The 1,799-nt window shown below is 62.8% G+C and carries 3 protein-coding genes; all 3 read right to left on the reverse strand.

What is annotated here, in order from left to right; all coding sequences use genetic code 11:
• Positions 1 to 159 precede the first annotated feature (159 nt).
• Positions 160 to 438 carry a hypothetical protein gene (locus EOA85_RS34425; RefSeq protein ID WP_127212652.1) on the reverse strand — a complete coding sequence of 93 codons (279 nt, stop codon included), beginning with the start codon at positions 436 to 438 and terminating at the stop codon, positions 160 to 162.
• Between the two features lie 90 nt (positions 439 to 528).
• Entirely contained in the window at positions 529 to 1,419 is an 891-nt protein-coding gene (locus EOA85_RS34430) for a phage capsid protein (RefSeq protein ID WP_127212653.1), read from the reverse strand.
• 162 nt (positions 1,420 to 1,581) lie between these two features.
• Positions 1,582 to 1,799, reverse strand: a 218-nt coding sequence (locus EOA85_RS38385; protein WP_206523456.1) for a hypothetical protein, incomplete at its 5' end; no start/stop codon positions are given.

Here is a 1,799-nt window from a genome sequence, read left to right on the forward strand (position 1 = left end):
GGTCAGCACCAGGTCGTAAAGGAGGAGGATCGCCGGGCCGGATGGATGCTGCGTTTCCGAACCGCTCAAGGTCAGGCAGCCGGCGCGCACCAGCGCCCGATTGATGCTGCCGACCCTGGTGGCTGGAAACGCAGTCATGCCCGGCGATCCCCCAGCTCGTTAGCCCGCGGCCACAGTCTGGATGGCGACGGTCACGGCTGCGCCGGTGTTGACGGTCACGACGTAGTTCTTCAGCACGGGCGTGCCGCCATGAGACATGACGGCGCTGACGATGGAGCCCTTGGGCAGGCGGGCGGCGGCGCTGTTGAAATAGCCGGCGGCTTCGACGGCCGCCGGCGCTTCCGTGGTGACGAGGTAAGCCTGAACCGGAATGATGCCGGCCTTGCTCGATGAGGCCATGGGGCCGGCGACGCGCAGCTGATAAGCGGCAAGTGCCATTGTGATTGTCCTTTGATCTGCTCCGCTGATGCGGTGCGTGAAAATTCAGGGTGAAGCCCGCCGGCGGTGTGCGCCGGCGGGTGCGCGTCATCAGGTGAAGTCGATGATGCTGTCTTCCTTGAACTTGAAGCGTTCGATTGCGCTCTCCTGCAGCACCTTGGCGCCGATGCCGATGATGTTCTTGTGGTCCCAGCCGCCGCCCTGGCGCTTGTTGTCCCAGGTGACGTAGCTGCGCACCTGGTCGCCGAGGCCACCGGAGCCGACCGCGCTCGGGATCCACATGTGGAAATCGAGGTTGACGCCGGTGATCTGGAAGTACGGGTCGATCTTGCCCTTGCGCTTCGGCAGCGCGAAGAACAGGCAGTTGCGCCAGACCTTCATGTTGGCCCGCTTGATGAACGGCAGATCGTCGCCGACATAGTCGCGGCTGGCGAACTCCTTGAAGGTCATCAGCTGCGAAAATGCCGTGTGCGGCAGCGGGCACACAGCCATTTCGCTGTCGTCCTCGACCCGGTCGTACAGATCGGAGATCATGGTGGCGGCGGCGTCGAGCGTGAAGCCGGTGGTATAGTCGCCCTTGATCTGCGCCGCCGGCAGCACGAGGCTCTCGAGTGCCGAGAAGATGACGCGGGTATGCTTGCGGCCGAGCGCCCGCGCCGTGGCGCCGGCATAACCCTCGACCATGGCGATCGTGGTCTTGTCGAGGTCGACCTGGTTGACGGCGAACTGCACCTCGTAGTGATCCCAGAGCTGCGGGACGAGAGAGAATTCGGCGTTGTCGGCGTTGGAGGTGTCGTTGCGCGTCACCTTGTAGGCGGCGAGCTCGCTCATGAAGGGGAAGTACATGACGTCGCCTTCGATCTTCATGGGCGGCACGACGCAGCCCTTCAGTTCGTAGCCGCGCGCCTGATATTTGAGGCGAACCTGCGTCTGATATTCCGGGGTGTACCAGTCCGGTGCGTAAGGATTGCCGGGGATCATTTTGAAAACTCCGTTCGATTTTGAGGGGTCGAACCGGAGCCAAGTGCCGTCGAGGCGGACAGGTTTTGCTCAAACGAAAAGGTGTTTGGCCAAGTGCCGTCGCCGGGCGGGTTTTGCTGTTCGGTCGTGCGAAAGCATAAAGCCGCCCGGCTGGGTGTAGACTTATCGGCGCGCGAAGACGCGCTTGGACATTTCGCGGGTCTCGGCCGCGAAAGCAGGATCTTCGCGATTGCGCGGATCCTGCAGACGCTTTTCGTACTCGGCGCGTTGGTTGGCATTGTCGCTGCCAAGGCCGCCTGGATTAACTGTGTCCTGCCGGCCGCCCTTCATCATCCGTTCGACCAGTGACACGCCGCCTGGTGAATTGACCATCATGGCAA

The sequence above is a fragment of the Mesorhizobium sp. M5C.F.Ca.IN.020.29.1.1 genome (assembly GCF_003997375.1).
GTDB classification, from domain to species: Bacteria; Pseudomonadota; Alphaproteobacteria; order Rhizobiales; family Rhizobiaceae; genus Mesorhizobium; species Mesorhizobium wenxiniae.